Origin of the sequence: Ruania suaedae (genome assembly GCF_021049265.1) — a bacterium.
Classification (GTDB): Bacteria; Actinomycetota; Actinomycetes; order Actinomycetales; family Beutenbergiaceae; genus Ruania; species Ruania suaedae.
In genome coordinates, this window is sequence record NZ_CP088018.1 from 736,125 (window position 1) to 752,457 (window position 16,333).

General features: G+C 68.4%; 18 protein-coding genes. 15 read left to right on the plus strand and 3 right to left on the minus strand.

All coding sequences use genetic code 11. From position 1 onward, the window contains the following. The first annotated feature begins 231 nt into the window (after positions 1-231). The 5 genes from LQF12_RS03355 (at position 232) to LQF12_RS03375 (ending at position 6,776) form a co-directional block, all read left to right on the plus strand. Positions 232-1,098, plus strand: a complete 867-nt coding sequence (locus tag LQF12_RS03355) for a carbohydrate ABC transporter permease (protein ID WP_231054587.1) — start codon at positions 232-234, stop codon at positions 1,096-1,098. Positions 1,099-1,199: 101 nt separating this feature from the next. Then, on the plus strand, positions 1,200-1,985 hold the full coding sequence (locus tag LQF12_RS03360) for a carbohydrate ABC transporter permease (protein WP_231054588.1): 786 nt from the start codon (positions 1,200-1,202) through the stop codon (positions 1,983-1,985). 62 nt (positions 1,986-2,047) lie between these two features. After that, on the plus strand, positions 2,048-3,379 hold the full coding sequence (locus tag LQF12_RS03365) for a sugar ABC transporter substrate-binding protein (RefSeq protein WP_231054589.1): 1,332 nt from the start codon (positions 2,048-2,050) through the stop codon (positions 3,377-3,379). A gap of 118 nt (positions 3,380-3,497) precedes the next feature. Beyond that, positions 3,498-4,430, plus strand: coding sequence for a MurR/RpiR family transcriptional regulator (locus LQF12_RS03370; RefSeq protein ID WP_231054590.1), 933 nt, complete (start codon positions 3,498-3,500; stop codon positions 4,428-4,430). A gap of 3 nt (positions 4,431-4,433) precedes the next feature. Further along, a complete protein-coding gene (locus tag LQF12_RS03375; RefSeq protein WP_231054591.1) occupies positions 4,434-6,776 on the plus strand; it encodes an FAD-dependent oxidoreductase in 2,343 nt (780 codons plus the stop codon). A gap of 235 nt (positions 6,777-7,011) precedes the next feature. On the opposite strand, the gene LQF12_RS03380 is transcribed toward LQF12_RS03375, so the two are convergent. After that, complete coding sequence (locus LQF12_RS03380; protein ID WP_231054592.1) at positions 7,012-7,185, minus strand: CsbD family protein; 174 nt, start codon at positions 7,183-7,185, stop codon at positions 7,012-7,014. Between the two features lie 306 nt (positions 7,186-7,491). Between LQF12_RS03380 and LQF12_RS03385 the strand changes: the two genes are divergently transcribed. Further along, positions 7,492-7,854: a hypothetical protein gene (locus tag LQF12_RS03385; RefSeq protein WP_231054593.1), complete on the plus strand. Its 363-nt coding sequence runs from the start codon at positions 7,492-7,494 to the stop codon at positions 7,852-7,854. Between the two features lie 48 nt (positions 7,855-7,902). Then, positions 7,903-8,484: a site-specific integrase gene (locus tag LQF12_RS03390; RefSeq protein ID WP_231055497.1), complete on the plus strand. Its 582-nt coding sequence runs from the start codon at positions 7,903-7,905 to the stop codon at positions 8,482-8,484. A 12-nt stretch (positions 8,485-8,496) separates the two neighbouring features. On the opposite strand, the gene LQF12_RS03395 is transcribed toward LQF12_RS03390, so the two are convergent. Beyond that, positions 8,497-8,730, minus strand: a complete 234-nt coding sequence (locus tag LQF12_RS03395) for a metallothionein (protein WP_231054594.1) — start codon at positions 8,728-8,730, stop codon at positions 8,497-8,499. A gap of 171 nt (positions 8,731-8,901) precedes the next feature. On the opposite strand from LQF12_RS03395, the gene LQF12_RS03400 reads away from it, so the two are divergent. The 5 genes from LQF12_RS03400 to LQF12_RS03420 all read left to right on the plus strand — a co-directional run bounded on the left by LQF12_RS03400 (position 8,902) and on the right by LQF12_RS03420 (position 13,059). Beyond that, positions 8,902-10,533 carry an NAD-dependent epimerase/dehydratase family protein gene (locus tag LQF12_RS03400; RefSeq protein ID WP_231054595.1) on the plus strand — a complete coding sequence of 544 codons (1,632 nt, stop codon included), beginning with the start codon at positions 8,902-8,904 and terminating at the stop codon, positions 10,531-10,533. 94 nt (positions 10,534-10,627) lie between these two features. Then, on the plus strand, positions 10,628-11,524 hold the full coding sequence (locus LQF12_RS03405; protein WP_231054596.1) for an SDR family oxidoreductase: 897 nt from the start codon (positions 10,628-10,630) through the stop codon (positions 11,522-11,524). Between the two features lie 45 nt (positions 11,525-11,569). Continuing rightward, positions 11,570-12,547 (plus strand): non-homologous end joining protein Ku, encoded by a 978-nt coding sequence (gene ku, locus LQF12_RS03410; RefSeq protein WP_231054597.1) that lies wholly within the window; start codon positions 11,570-11,572, stop codon positions 12,545-12,547. Then, positions 12,544-12,738, plus strand: a complete 195-nt coding sequence (locus LQF12_RS03415; RefSeq protein ID WP_231054598.1) for a hypothetical protein — start codon at positions 12,544-12,546, stop codon at positions 12,736-12,738. Before ku ends, LQF12_RS03415 begins: the two co-directional genes overlap by 4 nt. A gap of 48 nt (positions 12,739-12,786) precedes the next feature. Then, a complete protein-coding gene (locus LQF12_RS03420; RefSeq protein WP_231054599.1) occupies positions 12,787-13,059 on the plus strand; it encodes a DUF7218 family protein in 273 nt (90 codons plus the stop codon). A 176-nt stretch (positions 13,060-13,235) separates the two neighbouring features. Here LQF12_RS03420 and LQF12_RS03425 read toward each other — a convergent pair whose 3' ends face one another. Continuing rightward, a complete protein-coding gene (locus LQF12_RS03425; protein WP_231054600.1) occupies positions 13,236-13,709 on the minus strand; it encodes a hypothetical protein in 474 nt (157 codons plus the stop codon). A gap of 210 nt (positions 13,710-13,919) precedes the next feature. Here LQF12_RS03425 and LQF12_RS03430 point away from each other — a divergent pair, with 210 nt between their 5' ends. The 3 genes from LQF12_RS03430 (at position 13,920) to LQF12_RS03440 (ending at position 16,329) form a co-directional block, all read left to right on the plus strand. After that, entirely contained in the window at positions 13,920-14,360 is a 441-nt protein-coding gene (locus LQF12_RS03430; RefSeq protein WP_231054601.1) for a hypothetical protein, read from the plus strand. Positions 14,361-14,494: 134 nt separating this feature from the next. Then, positions 14,495-15,232, plus strand: a complete 738-nt coding sequence (locus tag LQF12_RS03435; RefSeq protein WP_231054602.1) for a sugar phosphate isomerase/epimerase family protein — start codon at positions 14,495-14,497, stop codon at positions 15,230-15,232. Continuing rightward, positions 15,232-16,329, plus strand: a complete 1,098-nt coding sequence (locus LQF12_RS03440) for a Gfo/Idh/MocA family protein (protein WP_231054603.1) — start codon at positions 15,232-15,234, stop codon at positions 16,327-16,329. Before LQF12_RS03435 ends, LQF12_RS03440 begins: the two co-directional genes overlap by 1 nt. The last annotated feature ends 4 nt before the right edge of the window (positions 16,330-16,333 follow it).

The window sequence follows — 16,333 nt, forward strand, 5'->3', positions numbered from 1 at the left end:
CGGCGCTACCTCCCCGGGAGTGGCCCCGTCCAGCGGCGGTAAACCTTGTCGATACGGTTGCCTAGCGTCTAGAAAAGCGATAATGTCTCTCAAAGTGTTGTTGGATCGAAGGAGATCGCAAGTGAACTGGGTAGCCTGGAGGCACGGATCATGACCGTGACGAAGCACGCGCGACCGCAGCGGGACCTAGCCGGATCGGTTGCCCACGGCTCGCACCGGTCCGCTCGACGGATGAGCGACCTGAGGTTCGCCTGGTTGTTGATCCTGCCCGGTGTGGCGATGCTGCTGGCCGTAGTGCTGTACCCGCTGGTGCGCTCGCTGAGTTCCGCCTTCTTTAGCGAGAGCCTCCTCTACCCAGGCAGAGAGTTTGTCGGCCTGACCAACATCCAGGCAGCACTCGGAGACGACTTTCTGCGGCTGCTGTGGCAGACCGGGATCTTCACCGTCGGCGCAACGGTCCTGCCGTTCGTCGTCGGGCTGGGAGTAGCGCTCGCACTGAACGCTCGCCTGCCCGGCCGCAGCATCCTGCGTGGAGCCTTCCTGTTTCCGTGGCTGTTGCCCGCCGTCGTCGTCTCGTTCCTGTGGATGTGGATCTTCGATGCCAGCTATGGCGCCTTCAACGGCCTGCTCCAGCAGCTGTCGCTGATCGACCAACCGCGAGCCTGGTTGTTCGACACCTCCACCGCTCGGGTGGCACTGATCGTGGCGAAGTCTTGGAATGCGTTCCCGTGGGTCATGGTCATGCTCCTCGCCGCCCTGCAGACGGTTCCGGACGACCTGCACGAAGCGGCCTCGCTCGACGGGGCCGGCAAGGTGCGCAGGTTCTGGACCGTGACCTGGCCCCACATCAGCGGTGTCGCCGGGATCATCATCCTGCTTGAGTTCATCTGGAACTTCCAGCACTTCGATCTGATATTCGTGATGACCGGTGGTGGACCTGCACAGACCACTCAGACCTTGGCCACGGCCCTGTACGACTCGGCGTTCCGGTCCTACGACCTCGGGCAGGCCGGAGCCATCGGCATCCTATGGATGATCGTCCTGCTGGTCCTCGTGGTCTTCTATGTTCGATTTTCTGAGCGCAGCGAGGCGAACTGATGGCTGTGGGAACCCCGACGCAGTTGGCACCTCGCACGCAGGCGACGACGCGTACGCGCACGAGAAGACGCAGATTCCCGCTTGGGCCTTGGGCCGCCGTCGTGGGCTTCGGACTGTTCGCCTTCGCACCGGTCTACTGGCTGGTGATTACCTCGATCACCCCGGACAGCCAGGTGTATCGCTATCCGGTGACATTCTTCCCGGAGTCGGTCACGTTCGACAACTACCGAAGCGTCTTCACCGACCCAGAGATCTTCGGTTGGTTGGCAAACTCCGTGATCGTCTCGGTGATCACCGCTGTGCTGAGCGTGGCGACCTCGATGTACATGGGATATTCCATCTCGAAGTTCCGCTATCGCGGTCGGCGCACGCTGCTGTACTTCGTTCTATCCAGCCAGATGCTGCCGTCCGCGCTCCTGCTGGTGACGCTGTACGGGGTCTTCTCGACGTTCGGTGTGCTCAACACCTACTTCGTGCTGATCATCTCGTTCACGACCTTCACGTTGCCGCTGTGCGTGTGGATGCTCAAGGGGTTCTTCGACAACCTCCCTGACGACATCATCGAAGCGTCGAAGATCGACGGTGCGTCCAATTGGCGTACGCTGCACGCGATCGTCCTCCCGCTTGCCGCGCCCGGCCTGGTCGCGTCCGGGTTGTTCGCGTTCATGCGCGGCTGGAACGACTTCATCTTCGCCTTGACCCTGACCGGCCCCGAGCGTCAGACGCTCCCGCCAGCTCTCGTGAACCGCTATATCGGTGAAGCCGCGACTGACTGGCCTGAGCTCATGGCTGCTTCAGTGCTCGTCGCGCTGCCCGTGGCGGTCGCGTTCGTTGCGCTCCAACGGCACCTGGTCGGCGGTATTACCGCAGGAGCCGTCAAGGGCTAACACTCCATGTCCACCATCAACGCCGATGAGCGACCACGCATGTACACGAAGGAGACTGCAACATGAACCGCATGACCAGCATGAACCAGAACCCCAGCGCCGGTGCTGGCTTGAGCCGCCGGAACCTGCTCGGCCTGAGCGGTGCCCTCGGTCTGGGTGGACTGGGCCTGACGGCCTGCTCCGACGGCGAGGGTACTGACGCCGGGGCGGCGGGCGCTCCCTCGGGTGAGGGCGGTCAGGACTTCACGTTCACCTCGTTCGCGTTGTCCGAGGATCCGCCTAAGGAGTGGCTGGAGCAGACGGTAGCCGACTATGCCTCGGACGAGGGCATCAGCATCAGTACGTCGAGCTACGCCTACAACGAGGCGTTGAACCAGATGATCCTGCAGAGCCGGGGTGGCGAACTCGCCGGCGTTGCTCACTTGGACATCGCGTGGTTGGCGCCGGTCGTGGCCACGGGCACGTTGGCGGACCTGTCCGAGTACACCAGCGGCGCCGGCTACACCGAAGCCGCGTTGGGTACGGGCCAGTTCGACGGCGTGCAGTATGGGATTCCGTGGACCACGGCCGCGATCGGTCTGATCGGCAACTCCGAGCTCCTGGAGCAGGTCGGCGTCGACTTCGTGCCCAGCACGCTGACGGAGTTCGAGGAGGTACTGCGCGAGGTGAAGAGCCTGGGAAGTGACATCGTCCCCTATGCCGCTTCTACCGAGGTGGCCCAGCTGAAGGACTTCATCGTCTGGATGCAGACGTTCGGATCGGCGGTGGTGGAGGACGGTCAATGCACGGTGGGTGACGAGGCCTCGATCGAGGCCATGACCTGGTACAAGAAGCTCTACACCGACGGTCTCATCGCTCCGGACATCGAGCGAAACGCTGCACGCAATCTGTTCAGCCAGGGTAGGACCGCGTACTACGACGACGCGCCCATCGGTTCGGCAATCGTGGTCACCAACTCGCCCGATACTGAGATCCGCTCGAAGATGATCCCGCTGGCACGTCCGGTTCGCAACGACGGCGACGTCCCGCAAGCATTGGCGTGGGGACATGTCCTTGTCGTGACTGACGGCGAGGCGTCCACCTCAGGGGCCGAGTTCGCCCGGTGGCTGACATCGGACCAAGAGACGGTCCTCGGCTACTTCGATGCCTCGAGCAATCCGCCCACCACCTCCGAAGGACTCGAGACCCCGGAGGTGCAGGAGGACGAGTTCCTCTCGGCCTTCACCGAGAACATCACGGCCACCGCCACGCCGAGCCCCTTCTGGGAGTTCACCAATTACGCCCAGATGGAGACCGCGGTTGCTGACAGTGTCCAGGCCGTTCTGCTCGGCAACCAGACCCCAGAGGAAGGGATGAGGGCGGCTGGCGAAGCGGTGAACGGCCTAATCTCCTAGTTGCTGGCCGGCTCATCCGCCGTGGGTCAGGTGAACGGAGCATTGCAGTGGTGAGTGCTGCTGCACGAACAACAGCCAATGGCGCCCTCGGTGCGTCGAGGCGAGAAGGAGCAGGCAAGTGAGAGAGCCGGAGACGCGCGATAGTGCCCATCGGAGCGATGGCGCCGATCGCGGGGCGGACGTCGACTACGGCCCGAGCCCCCTGCAGGCGCTCAGAGAGGCGCTACCGCGATTGAAGCGGACGATGGCGCGAAGCGCGCAGTACATCGTGGACCACCCTGGGGAAGTTGGCGAGTCTTCCATCACCGGTCTGGCACGATCGGCCGACGTCTCGCCCGCGAGCCTGAGTCGATTGGCAGCCCGTCTCGGATTCTCCGGCTTCCCCGCGATGCGGGCCGCGATCGCCACCGAGCACGGACGCGAAATGGAGGCGGGCTGGCACCGGGACATCGGCGACGAGATCCTGCCTGAGGACGGACCGAAGGCCGTGCTCGAGGTCCTGGCGGCCAATCAGCAACGTGCCGCACGCACGGCCATGGGGGCCATCGACGTCGACCTGGTGGCCCAGGCCGCTGACTGGATCGCATCCGCGAGGCGCATCCACCTGCACGGAGAGTGGGCGGACTCGGTGGCCGTGTCGGAGCTGTATATGCGGCTGCTGCGGCTCGGGCTGCCGGTCTGGTTCCACGACGGTGCCGTGACCTCGCAGGTTCTGGCCAGCATGATGCAGGCCGGCGACGTTGCGCTCATCCTCTCGCGCGGCGGAAACGATGAGGTCGGTCTGGATTTCTGTAACCGTGCGCGCAAGAACTCCGCTCACACCGTGGCCATCACTGGTGACCCGGACTCGGCCCTCGCCGATCGCTCGGAGATCAGCATTTTCACCGGGGTTCGAGAGGGGCTGACGTGGACCGACTTCTTCGCCGGGCGCGCCAGCGACACCTTGACGACATCGCTGCTTTGGGTGCTCGTCGCCCAACGCGTGCCGGGTGGTCTCGGGTTGGCGGCGAACCTGTTCGACAAGATTCCTACTGCTCATGGAGATCGATAACACGTGACGTCCAACGACGTTGACCTCATTCCCTTGGAAACGGTCCATAGCGACATCACCGTCGTTGGTGGTGGTTTGGCCGGGGTCTGTGCGGCGCTTGCCGCTGCTCGGCAGGGAATGCGGGTCGCCCTGGTGCAGAACCGACCCATTCTCGGAGGCAACTCCTCGAGCGAGGTCCGAGTGTGGGTATGCGGCGCTACGGCGCACGGAGTCCAGCACTACGCACGCGAGACCGGCATCATGGGCGAGTTGTTCGTGGAGAACCAGTTCACCAATCCGGAGGGCAACCCCTACTACTGGGATCTGGTGCTGCTTGAGGCCGTACGTGCCGAGCCCGGTATCGAACTGTTCCTGAACACCGATGTCCGGGAAGTCGATGCGGACGGGCCGGTCGAGGACCGCCGGATCACCTCGGTCTCGGGGTGGCAGATGGGGTCCGAGCGTCGTCTGCAGTTCCGCTCGGGCACCTACATCGACGCGAGTGGAGACGGACTCGTCGGATTCCTCGCCGGTGCGCGGTACCGGACCGGGCGCGAGGCCCGCGACGAGTATCAGGAATCGTGGGCGCCCGAGTCCGCCGACGCCGAGACACTGGGCTCGACGATCCTCTTCTATGTCAAGGACGTCGGATACCCGGTGAAGTACGTCCCGCCGTCGTTCGCCCGGGACATCACCCAGACGTCCATCCCCACACTGCGGGACATCCATGAGGGGGCGAACGGGTGCGACTATTGGTGGATCGAGTGGGGCGGCGACCGTGACGTCGTGGCGAACAACGAAGAGATCCGTGACGAGCTCCAGGGTGCCATCTACGGCATCTGGGACTATCTCAAGAACTCCGGCAAGTTCGATGCCGACAACCTCACGCTGGAATGGATCGGCGCCGTACCGGGCAAGCGCGAGTACCGACGATTCCTCGGGGATCACGTCCTGACCCAGCACGACGTCCTGAACCAGACGCCGTTCGAGGACCGGGTGGCCTTCGGGGGTTGGTCGATCGACCTGCACCCGCCAGGTGGCATGTACGCCACCGAGAAGGGATCGCGGCACTGGCACCCCGACGGGAACTATCACATTCCGTTGCGCTCGCTGTACTCACAGAACGTCTCCAACATGTGGATGGCGGGCCGTAACATCTCGGCCACGCACGTCGCTTTCGGCAGCACCCGGGTGATGGCGACGTGCGGGGTGATCGGCGAGGCGGCCGGGATCGGGGCGGCATTGAGTACGAGTCGCGGTTATACGGCCCGCGAGCTCGCCACAGAACACGTCGACGAGGTGCGGCGGGCCATCGTGCGCTCCGACGCCTCGGTCCTGGGCGTGCGTCACGATGACGCCGCTGATCATGCGTTGACCGCCCAGGTCACGGCGAGCTCGCAACTCACCGTTCTCGGTGCGAGCACCTCATCAGGGCGGCACCACCTCACCGCAGCCCTGGGTGTGGTTGTGCCGGTGGATCCTGCCCTCGACGGCATCGAGTTGTTGATCGACGCCGAGCGGGGCACGGAGCTCACGGTCGAGGTGCACGAGGTGGGCCAGCCTCAGAACTACGTGCCGCACGCGAAGGTGACCAGCGGCTCGGTGCAGGTCACCGCAGGAAAGGAACAGTGGATCACGGTGCCGGTGCGGTGGCAGCCGGGTACGCCGCAGAACGCGTTCCTGGTGGTCCATGCCAACTCGGATGTCGCGATGCACACGTCGCCGGCTCCGCTGCCAGGTGTGGTGACGCTGACCCACCGCGAGCTCTCCCATGAGGAGCCGTACTCCGAGCAATGGCGTGCGTGGAAGCAGGTGCTGCACCGGACGGCACCGTGCCTGCGGATCATGTCGAACACTGGCGCTTTCTCCCCACAGAAAGCTGTCGGAGGGTACGCCCGGCCGTGGGCGGGGCCGCAGATGTGGGTATCGGAGCCACTCTCGGAGGACCCCCAACCTTGGCTGCACCTCGCGTGGGATCAGGCCGTCTCGATCGGGGAAGTCGCGGTGATCTTCGACGATGACCTGGATGAAGACTTGATCAACCTCCACCACCATCGAACCCCTTTCGAGGTGTTGCCGACGTTGGTCAGCGACTACCGGATCGAGGCGGCCGACCCGGCCGGCAAGATCACCGTGATCGCTGACGTCGTCGGCAACCGGGTACGGCACCGGCGCCACCGGCTGCCAGAGCCCGTTACCGCGACGTCCCTTCGACTCGTGGTGACCGGCACGAACGGGGCGCCGCAGGCACATGTGGTGTCGCTGCGGGCTTGGGCTCCCAAAAATCAGCAGTGCTTGGAGAAGGGACCGGCTCGGCTTCAAGGTCGTGATCGCCGTCACTCAGAACACTCGTCCAGCGCGCTGTAGGAGGGCGCGGTGCGGTAGCGCTCCAGCACCCCCCTGAGCGAGCCTCCGGGCGACCGTGCAAAGCACCTGGGTGGCGCCGCCTCACGCGAGTGCCCGGGCGGTGCAGCGCAGAGCATCGGACGGCGATTGGAAGTCACTCTGGTCGTCGCCTGCCGGTTTCTCGCCCCTGGCGCCCCCAGACGCGAGAACGCCGTGCAGGAAAGTCACCTGCACGGCGTTCGACGCGTGCTTCGGCTCAGCGCTTGAAGGCGTCCTTGACGTTCTCGCCGGCCTGCTTCAGGCTCGCGGCTGACTGGTCAGCCTTGCCCTCGGCCTCCAGCTGCTCGTCGTCGGTGGCCTCACCGGCAGCCTCCTTGGACTTCCCGCTGAGGTCTTGCGCGGTGTTCCGGATCTTGTCCTCGGCGCCCATGGGTGCTCCTCTCGGTCGAATGCGTGGACGGTCGCTCCCTGCGGAGGGGCGTCCGTGCTCTCCAGCCTGGTACCGGTCTGGCAGACCCGCAACCGGGCGCATGTTCTTCGCATGACCTGGGGGCAAGCTCCGGATGCGCGGTCAGTCGCCCGTGCACACACTGGTCGCTCACACCAGGCTCGGGACCGGAGCCGGATTGGAGAGGCCAGATGGCCGAGGATGCAGCCCGCGCCGAGGAGTGGCACCGCTACCTCAGGAAACTCGGTGGGACCGACAGCACCTGCGCACAGGGCTGAGCAGGCACCGATGCAGGCCGTCCGCCGCTCCGACCCCGAGACCCCGGGGTGGGGTCGTCGGCGTGCCGGCCGCGGCTTCGTGTACCTGGACACCCACGGGCGGCGGTTGAGCGGGGCGGCTGGAGTGTGCCGATGCCGGGAGCTCGCGATCCCGCCGGCCTGGGAGGACGTGTGGATCTGCCCGCACGCCGACGGCCACATCCAGGCCGTCGGTACCGACGGTGCGGGGCGTCGCCAGTACCTCTACCACCCGCTCTGGCGGGCGGCACGCGACGCCGAGAAGTACGAGCACGTCCTCGAGGTCGCGGAGCGGCTGCCCGCTGCGAGGCGGAGGGTGACCCGCGATCTGGCCCTGACCGGGATGCCACGCTAGCGCGCGTGTGCCGTCGCCTTCTGCCTCCTCGACCGCGGGCTGTTCCGGATCGGTTCCGAGGCGTACGAGGCCGAGCACGGCAGCTTCGGGCTGGCGACCCTGCGCAAGCAGCACCTGCGACTGCGCAGGGACGGGGTCGCCGTCTTCGACTATCCCGCCAAGTCCGGTCAGCACCGGCACCTGGAGCTCGACGCGGAGGAGTTGCTCGCGCCACTGGCCCTGCTGCGCCGCCGGCGATCCGGCGGTGACCGGTTGCTCGCCCATCGCACCGGCCAGGGGTGGGAACCGCTGGGCACCACGACGATCGCGTCCTACCTCAAGGACAGGCTGGGCACTGACGCCAGCGCCAAGGACTTCCGAACCTGGCACGCCACGGTGCTCGCCGCGGTGACCCTCGCGGCGGCCGGGCCCGCCGAGGACGAAGCCACCATCCGCGATCACCTCACCCGCACGATCGCCGACGTGGCCGACCACCTCGGCAACACCCCCGCGGTCAGCCGCTCGGCCTATATCGACCCGCGCGTGCTCGAGGCCTACCGGAGCGAGGGCGCGCTCGAACTCCCGGCGCCGGACTCGGAGCCGGACGAGGTGAGCGAGAGGGCGGTGCGCACGCTGCTGCGGGAGTCGTGAGCGCGCGCCCGGTCACGCCCGGTCGGTCAGCTCCGTCTCGCCCGAGACGTGGGCGCAATGCGCGCAGCAGTAGATCGCCTCCGCGGACTCCACCCCGTGGCCCAGGATCCGGCAACCACAGTGGGCGCAGGTCGGTGCGAACACGTGGATCGCGCACTCGATGCTGTCGAAGGTCTCGGTGCGGCCGCCCTGGGTCACGGTGAGCGGCTTGTCGTACTCGTTGCCGCAGGTGAAACAGGTGTCCATGGCGTGCTCCTCCGTCTGGTCGGCGTCCTTCGGTCCCTTCCACGGTCACGCAGATCGGCCGTCCACGCGACCTGGGAGGTGCGGTCTCGGACTGCGAAGGGGCGGAGGACGATGAATAGTGGCGTGCATCGAGGCAGCATGAGGCGCCCGGCGTCGGGACGGAGATGGGTGATGAGGGTCGTCGTTGTCGGCGCCAGCGGGAATGTGGGCACCAGCGTGCTCGAGGCACTCGCTGCGGAGGAGTCGGTCACCGAGGTCGTAGGGCTGGCGCGGCGGCTGCCCGATGAGCGCACCGCTCCCTACAGCGGCGTCGACTGGCGCCGGATCGACCTGGCCACGAGCCCGGCCGAGCTGCAGCCCCGGTTGCGCGAGGTGTTCGAGGGCGCGGACACCGTCGTCCACCTCGCCTGGGCGATCCAGCCGAACCATCAGCGCGACTACATGCGCCGGGTGAACGTGGAGGGGACGCGGCTGGTCGCCGAGGCGGCCGCCGCGGCGCAGGTGCAGCACCTGGTCGTGGCTTCCTCGTGGGCGGTCTACTCGCCCGTTCCCGACGGTGGCCTCCGCGATGAGACGGCGAGCCGGGACGGCATCCCCTCCTCCCACTACAGCGTGGACAAGGCGGCGCAGGAGCGGGTCCTCGACGAGGTCGAGGCAGCCCACCCCGCGATGGTCGTGACCCGGATGCGCACCGCACTGGTGTTCCGGCCCGACGCCGGGGCCGCGATCGGTCGCTACTTCCTGGGCCCGTTCGTCCCTCGCTCGCTGTTGCGGCCGGGCCGGATCCCGATCCTGCCGCTGCCGCGCGGCCTGCGCCTGCAGGTCGTGCACGGCCACGACGTCGGACGTGCCTATGCCGCCGTGGTCCGACACCGAGCGGGAGGGGCGTTCAACGTCGCTGCACCCGAGACGTTGCGGGCCCCCCAGCTGGCCGAGATCCTCGACCACGGCCGCCACGTGGAGGTCCCGGCGGCAGTCCTGCGTCCGCTGCTGCACTACGGCTGGCGGGCGCGGCTCCTGGCCCCCGACGCCGGCTGGCTCGATATGGCGATGAACGTGCCGGTGATGGACACCGCGCGGATCCGCGAACTCGGCTGGCGAGCCGAGCGGTCGGCCGCGGAGACCGTCCACGAGATGGCCACGGGTGTGGCCGACCTCAGCGGCGCCGCCAGTCCACCGATGCGACCTCGCGAGCGCTCCTTCGGCGGGCCCGTCGAGTCGCTCGTGCCCGCCCGCACCGAGGCACGCACGTCGCTCGGCCGCAGCGGTCCGCGCGAGTTGCCGGCGGAGGCGTTCGATGCGCGTGTGCCGGACCATATCGACGGCGGCCTGCTCGGCCTCTACCTGGCCGATCACCTCGCCGGTGCCACCGCCGGCCGCGAGCGGGCCCGGCGGATGGCCTCCGACCTCGCCGATGGACCGCTTGGCCCGGACCTCGCCCGATTCAGCGCTGATCTCACCCGCGAGCGGGAGCTGCTGCGCGAGCTGATCCACGTCCTAGGCCTGCACCCGCGGCCCTTCCGTGCCGCGCTGGGCTGGTTGGCCGAACGGCTGGGCCGGGCCAAGGCGAACCGGCACGTGGTGAGCACCTCACCCACCACGCCGCTGCTGGAGATCGAGCTGATGTTCAGTGTCGTCCACGGCAAGCTCGGGTTGTGGCGGACGCTGCAGACGCTCTCCGCCGACCTCAACCTCCCCCAGGAGGTGTTCGACGAGCTCGCCGAGCACGCGCGCGAGCAGGCGCGCACGCTGGAACGCCTCCACGAACGTGTGAGCCCCGATGCCTGGAGCAGCTCGCAATAAGGCATTCTCCCGCCGCGGCCCGGCCCGAGATGCGGACCTCGCCGGAGCGGCGCACGCTGGAATCTCACGTGTACGGCCTACGTCAGGAGCGCAGATGAGCACCGATCAGCTGACCTTCACCAACCCGGTCGAGCGCTTCGCCTCGATCAGCCCACCCAAGCAGCACCAGCCCGAGCCCGGACTCGAATCCGAGATGGAACCGCAGCCCGACATCGGCGAGCACAACTACCGCGGGACTGGCCGGCTCGAGGGACGCAAGGCGCTGGTCACCGGCGGCGACTCCGGTATCGGGGCCGCGACCGCGATCGCCTTCGCCCGCGAGGGCGCCGACGTCGCCATTAACTACCTGCCTGCCGAGGAGAGCGACGCGCAGAACGTCGCGCGCATCATCACCGAGTGCGGACGGCGTGCGGTCACCATCCCGGGCGACCTCACCGACGCCTCGTTCTGCGCCGAGCTGCCCGGGCGTGCCGCCGAGGAGCTCGGGGGCCTGGACATCCTGGTCAACAACGCCGGCCGGCAGATCGCCGGTGAGGGCCTCGCCAGCATCGGCGACGAGCAGCTCGAGGACACCTTCGCCGCGAACATCCTGTCCTTCTTCCGGGTCACCCGCGCCGCGCTGCCGCACCTTCCGCCCGGCTCCTCGATCATCAACAGCACCTCGATCCAGGCCTACCAGCCCTCCCCGAAGTTGATGGACTACGCCTCCACCAAGGCGGCGATCAACAACTTCACCAAGGGCCTCGCCGAGGAGCTCGCCCCGGAGGGCGTGCGGGTGAACGCGGTCGCGCCGGGCCCGATCTGGACGGTCCTGCAGCCGGCGGAGGGCCAGCCGGAGGAGGCACTGCCGGAGTTCGGCAAGAAGACACCCCTGGGCCGCGCCGGCCAGCCGACCGAGCTCGCGCCCGCGTACGTCTTTCTCGCCTCGCCCGAGTCCAGCTACGTCGTCGGCGCGACGATCCATGTCAACGGCGGTCAGCCCACGCCGTGACGCGCCCGGCGCGATGACCGTGGGTGATGAAGGGAGCGAGGACAGATGGCGCGCTCGCTGTGGACGGGAGCGTTGGCGTTCGGACTCGTGAACGTCCCGGTCGGCCTGTACGCGGCGACCGAGGATCGCAGCGTGCGGTTCCGGCAGTTCGAGAAGGGCACCTCCGCGAGGATCCGCTACCAGCGGGTCAACGAGGAGACCGGCGATGAGGTTCCCTACGAGAACATCGTCAAGGGCTACGAGCTCGAGTCGGGGGAGTACGTGCTGCTCGAGCGGGAGGAACTGGACGAGATCGCCCCCGGCCGCTCCCGCGTCATCGAGATCACCGACTTCGTCGACACCGCCGAGATCGATCCGGTCTACTACCAGCGCACCTACTACCTGGGCCCACGCAACGAGTCCGCCGAGCGTGCCTATGCGCTGCTGGCCACCGCGATGCGCGAGAGCGGGCGGGTCGGGATCGCGAACTTCGTCATGCGTTCGCGCCAGTACCTGGCCGTCGTGCGCCCCTACGGCGACGCGCTCGCCCTCGAGACGATGCACTTCGCCGACGAGGTCCGCGACCCGCAGCGTGAGCTCTCCCACCTGCCGACGAGCGCCGCCCCCGCAGGGCGCGATATCGACATGGCCACCTCGCTCATCGACGCCATGACAGGCCCATGGGACCCGGACGCCTACGCCGACACCTACCGCGAGAAGGTGCTCGAGCTCGTGGTGGCGAAGGCACAGGGGGAGGGGGCAGTGGCCACCGGTGAGCGGGAGGAGAGCGAGGAGAACGTTGTCGATCTCGTCGAGGCGTTGCGCCGGTCCGTGGACGAGTCGCGGGCACGCCGGCAGGGCGGCGCGGACTCGCCGCGCCGGAGCCCGGCAACGCCTCCGCCCGAGGACCGGCTCGAGCAGATGTCCAAGAGCGAGCTCTACGACCTCGCCCAGGAGCGGGACATCGGCGGTCGATCCCAGATGACCAAGAAGCAGCTCGTGGCGGCCCTGTCCGAGACCGGATCCCGCAGGCGCGCCTCATGAGGGCCGACGCGAGCGAGACCGTGCGCGAGTGCTCCGGCAGTCGTGTCGACCACCTCGACGGGAGCTGGGACTGCACGCGCAGCGCCTGCGTCGATCCGGCGGACGCGCACTGGCTCACCGTCGGCTGCACCGACACGGCCGCGCGCTGCGGGTGCGAGGGACGTGAGAGCGCGCTCGAGCCCGAGCGCTGAACGACACCGGCGAGCCGCCGGCTCGCCCCGGAGGAAAGGATGATTGCCATGCCCGCGAGCGACAAGCCCGGCCCCAGCGTCAAGGACGACGAGCTCTACGAGAAGTTGCGCGATGAAGGCAACTCCAAGGAGAAGTCCGCGCGCATCGCCAACCAGGCGGCGTCGTCGTCCCGGTCGAAGGTGGGGCAGAAGGGCGGCAGCTCCCAGGCCTACGAGGACTGGACCGTGGACGAGCTCCACGACCGGGCCGCCGAGGTCGGCATCGAGGGACGCTCCAGCATGAACAAGGACGAGCTCATCGAGGCGCTGCGCAACTCCTGACCCATCGCACCTCGGTTATGACCGAGGTCACACCCGTTCTGGCGTGACGATCGACCTCGATCGAGGTCCTATGGGGTGAGTGCTACTACTGCGGTCTCTCCCCCGGGCCCTGCAGGTGCGTGCACTCGGACCCCGGACGGGCCGGCTCGGCCCGTCCGGGGTCACCCGGATGCGGCTCACGTGGCGAAGACGTCGATCCCGAGCGTGGCGAGGGTGCCGAAGGCGATCCCCCACAGGGCGATCGAGACGAGCTGCCACCCGATGACGGCGTTGCGGGACGCGCCGAAGGAGACCATCGCCATCGACGTGATCTGGCTGGGTAGCACCGTCTGCCCCAGCAGGCTCACCCCGGGCACGCCGAACCGGTCGAACATGCGCTTGAGGCGCTCGCGGCGCGGGGATGGCTCCGCGGTACCGTTCTTCGTCGCCGACTTCCGCACGCGGGCGGCAGTGAGCACGAGGATGGCCATCGACGCGCCGTTGCCGATGATCGCGACGGGGATCGCCACGAACGGGCTCAGTCCGGCGAGGACCCCGATCGCCGACCCGAAGTAGGACTCGACGAACGGGATGGCGCTCGCCAGCAGCACGCCCAGCCACTGGATGACGGTGGGCAGTCCCTCGGTGAACTCGCGCAACGACTCGATCATGATCAGGCTCCTTCTCCAGGCCGGCGATCCGGCCACGACGTGCGGTACATCAGCCAGCCTCGTGCCGGAGGGGGGCCGCCGGTAGTGCCGGTGCGCACCGGTTGGTCGCGGTCCTGTCACCGGCGACGCATGACGAACGTCATCCCGAGGTGTGATCAAGATCACACCGGGTGAGCGTCACGGAAAGCGGCCCGCCGGGTCTGTATGGGTATGAACGACAACAGCCTCGACGCCATGCTCATGACGGACGCCCCGGACGTGGCCCCGCTGGTGTCGTGGCTGCTCTCGGCAGAGCGGCAGCTCCCGGTCGTCCTGGTCAGCGTCGCCCGGTCGAGAGCGAGCGCGCTGGTCGATCTCGGCCGCCTGCTGGGCGAGCTCGACGGCGCAGCGCAGGTGCGCGTGGTCGAGGCCGAGGCCGCCACGGCCCTGCGGTCACAGTTCGCACCCGCCCGCCATCTCTACGGCGGTGCGGTTCGGGTGATCCCCGCCGGCGTCTCCCACGAGGCGCCGCCGCGGCTGCACGTCCCGTTCGGCGCGGCGGACAGTCAGCGCGTGACGACGGCCGTGATCGAGGACGTCCGCCTGGCGCAGGGGGCGACCGTGCGCCCGATCTCACCGGCGTTCGGCCGCCTCGCCCTCAGCCTGCGCTGACGATCGCGACATCCCCCGCCCGAGGCGGTCGCCCCGTTGCAGGTCGCCTCGGATCGAAACGTTTCGTTCATTGGGTGCTTCCGAGTATCGTGGCTGGTGCACTGCACCGAGCTGACTCACCGAGGAGCCTGATCATGACCGGAGCACCGATCTCCGTCCAGCTGTACTCCGTCCGCGACGCCATGAAGGCGGACCTCGCGGGCACCCTGCACCGGATCGCCGACATCGGGTTCACCGAGGCCGAGGCGTTCGGCTTCGTCGACCGCGTCCAGGAGTACCGGGACGCCGCGCAGGCCTCCGGTGTGCGCCTGACCTCCGGCCACGCCAAGCTCGTCCTCGCCGACGACCCGGCGCCCGTGCTGGAGGCAGCCCGCGCCCTCGGGATGTCCACGCTGATCGATCCGGCCATCCCGGCCGAGCACTGGCAGACGCGCGAGTCCGTCGAAGGGCTCGCCGCCCGGCTGAACGAGCTGGCCGCCCTGGGCGCCGAGCAGGGCCTGGCCATCGGCTACCACAACCACTGGTGGGAGCTGTCCCGGATCGAGGGCGCCCCCGCGCTGGAGATCTTCGCCGCCGCGCTCGACGAGCGCGTCGTGCTGGAGGTCGACACCTACTGGGCCGAGGTCGGAGGCGAGCCGGCCCCGGCGCTGCTGGAGCGGCTGGGCGCGCGCGTGACCCACATCCACGTCAAGGACGGCCCGCTGACCCGCGACAACAAGGCCCAGCTGCCGGCCGGTGCCGGCCAGGCGCCCGTCGAGGCGATCCTCGCCGCCGCCCCGGACGCCGTCCGTGTCGTCGAGTTCGACGACTACGAGGGGGACGTCTTCGAGGGCGTCGCCACCAGCCTGGCCTACCTCAAGGAGCGCGCGTGATGGCCGGCCGCGTCGGGGTCGGCGTCATCGGCGCCGGAGTGATCAGCACCCAGTACCTCAAAAACCTGACGATCTTCCCCGACCTCGAGGTGCTCTTCATCGCCGACCTCGACGTCGAGCGGGCGCGGGCCCAGGCCCAGGAGTTCGGTGTGCCGGGCCACGGGACCGTGGCCGAGCTGCTGGCGCACGAGGGCGTCGAGATCGTCCTGAACCTCACCATCCCGGCCGTGCACGCCGAGGTGGGTCAGCAGATCGTCGCGGCCGGCAAGCACCAGTGGAGCGAGAAGCCGCTGGCGCTGGACCGGCCCTCGGGTCGTCAGCTGCTGGAGTCGGCCCGGGCCGCGGGTCTGCGGGTCGCCTGTGCTCCCGATACGGTTCTGGGCGCCGGGCTGCAGACCACGATCCGTGAGCTGCGCGCCGGTCGCATCGGTACGCCGCTGAACGGCCTCGTGCTGTTCCAGGTGCCGGGGCCGGAGTCCTGGCACCCCAGCCCGGAGTTCCTGTTCGACACCGGCGCCGGCCCGCTGTTCGACATCGGCCCGTACTACCTGACGGCGCTGGTGCACCTGCTGGGCCCGGTCACCCGCGTCAGTGCGACGGCCTCCACCGCGCGCCCGGTCCGGGTGATCGGGTCGGGGCCCAAGGCGGGCACCCAGTTCCCGGTGAACGTGCCCACCCACCACAGCGCGCTGATCGAGTTCGAGTCCGGCGCGGCCGCCCAGGCCGTGTTCAGCTTCGAGTCCGAGATCCGGCGCACCCTGCTGGAGGTCACCGGCACCACCGGCGCGGTCGTGGTGCCCGACCCCAACACCTTCGAGGGGTCCACCGCGTGGTGGGCACCTGCGGCGAAGGAGGCCGAGCAGATCCCGGCCGTGGGCAGCACCACCACCCGCGGGACCGGCGTGGTCGAGCTGGCGCGGGCGATCCGCTCCGGGCGCCCCGAGCGGGCCTCCGGCGAGATCGCCTTCCACGTGCTGGACGTGATGATCTCCATCGCGGAGGCGGCGAGCACCCGCAGCTCGATCGAGCTCACCAGCTCGGTCACGGTGCCCGAGCCGTTGCCGATCGACTGGGACCCCACCGCCGGGACCCTGTAGCCCG

What these genes read in the sequence shown, in the direction of transcription:
- LQF12_RS03355 (WP_231054587.1), top strand. Translation starts at nt 232, where the DNA reads ATGAGCGACCTGAGGTTCGCCTGGTTGTTGATCCTGCCCGGTGTGGCG.
- LQF12_RS03365 (WP_231054589.1), top strand. Translation starts at nt 2,048, where the DNA reads ATGAACCGCATGACCAGCATGAACCAGAACCCCAGCGCCGGTGCTGGC.
- LQF12_RS03380 (WP_231054592.1), bottom strand. Translation starts at nt 7,185, where the DNA reads ATGGGCGCCGAGGACAAGATCCGGAACACCGCGCAAGACCTCAGCGGG.
- LQF12_RS03385 (WP_231054593.1), top strand. Translation starts at nt 7,492, where the DNA reads ATGCAGGCCGTCCGCCGCTCCGACCCCGAGACCCCGGGGTGGGGTCGT.
- LQF12_RS03395 (WP_231054594.1), bottom strand. Translation starts at nt 8,730, where the DNA reads ATGGACACCTGTTTCACCTGCGGCAACGAGTACGACAAGCCGCTCACC.
- LQF12_RS03400 (WP_231054595.1), top strand. Translation starts at nt 8,902, where the DNA reads ATGAGGGTCGTCGTTGTCGGCGCCAGCGGGAATGTGGGCACCAGCGTG.
- LQF12_RS03405 (WP_231054596.1), top strand. Translation starts at nt 10,628, where the DNA reads ATGAGCACCGATCAGCTGACCTTCACCAACCCGGTCGAGCGCTTCGCC.
- ku (WP_231054597.1), top strand. Translation starts at nt 11,570, where the DNA reads ATGGCGCGCTCGCTGTGGACGGGAGCGTTGGCGTTCGGACTCGTGAAC.
- LQF12_RS03415 (WP_231054598.1), top strand. Translation starts at nt 12,544, where the DNA reads ATGAGGGCCGACGCGAGCGAGACCGTGCGCGAGTGCTCCGGCAGTCGT.
- LQF12_RS03420 (WP_231054599.1), top strand. Translation starts at nt 12,787, where the DNA reads ATGCCCGCGAGCGACAAGCCCGGCCCCAGCGTCAAGGACGACGAGCTC.
- LQF12_RS03425 (WP_231054600.1), bottom strand. Translation starts at nt 13,709, where the DNA reads ATGATCGAGTCGTTGCGCGAGTTCACCGAGGGACTGCCCACCGTCATC.
- LQF12_RS03430 (WP_231054601.1), top strand. Translation starts at nt 13,920, where the DNA reads ATGAACGACAACAGCCTCGACGCCATGCTCATGACGGACGCCCCGGAC.
- LQF12_RS03435 (WP_231054602.1), top strand. Translation starts at nt 14,495, where the DNA reads ATGACCGGAGCACCGATCTCCGTCCAGCTGTACTCCGTCCGCGACGCC.
- LQF12_RS03440 (WP_231054603.1), top strand. Translation starts at nt 15,232, where the DNA reads ATGGCCGGCCGCGTCGGGGTCGGCGTCATCGGCGCCGGAGTGATCAGC.